Source organism: Bradyrhizobium sp. CCBAU 11361 (assembly GCF_028128935.1).
In the GTDB taxonomy this organism is placed as follows: Bacteria; Pseudomonadota; Alphaproteobacteria; order Rhizobiales; family Xanthobacteraceae; genus Bradyrhizobium; species Bradyrhizobium niftali.
The window spans coordinates 158,641-159,229 of sequence record NZ_LBJZ01000004.1 but is presented as its reverse complement, the minus strand read 5'-3'; the positions used below and the strand labels follow the sequence as shown (position 1 = coordinate 159,229).

Sequence of the window (589 nt, the reverse complement as noted above, 5' to 3'; positions counted from 1 at the left end):
TACCCGGTCGCGGTCTTTTCGGCCCCGAGCGGGGTGACGCGGCCCGTTGGGTCCACCACTTGGGCCACGCCGGCAAATTTCAGCTCGGCGTTGTAGCCTGTGCTCGCGTTGCCGACATAGAAATTGTTGCCGATCTCGATCAGGCTCGCCGATCCGATCGACTCGATCACCGTTCCGACGATCGGATCGAGCACGGCCGACAGACTGCTCACGTTTCCGGCCGCATCGGTTGCGGTCGCTGTGAATGCATGCGCCCCGTCGGCAAGCGATCCGGTCGTGACGCTCCACGTGCCGTTCGAGGCCGTCACAGAGCTGCCAAGCAGCGTCCGCCCCTCGTACAGTGTAATCGTGCTGCCAGCCTCCGCCGTTCCCGAAACCACCACCTTGTTGGACGCAGCGAGCGTATCCGAGACGAGAACCGGCGCGTTCGGCGCGACCGTATCAATTGTGACGTTCAAGGCGCCAGACGTCACGCTCACATTGCCGGCCGCGTCCACCGCCTGGCCGGTAAAGGCATGGGTGCCATCGACCAGCGTGCCGGTAGCAAACGACCAGTTGCCACTGGCATCGACCGTGGCGGTGCCCACCT

Annotated in this window: 1 protein-coding gene; it reads right to left on the bottom strand. The window is 64.5% G+C overall.

The window, feature by feature from the left end; all coding sequences use genetic code 11:
- Positions 1-589, bottom strand: a 589-nt coding sequence (locus tag XI08_RS02325) for an Ig-like domain-containing protein (RefSeq protein ID WP_271573215.1), incomplete at both ends; no start/stop codon positions are given.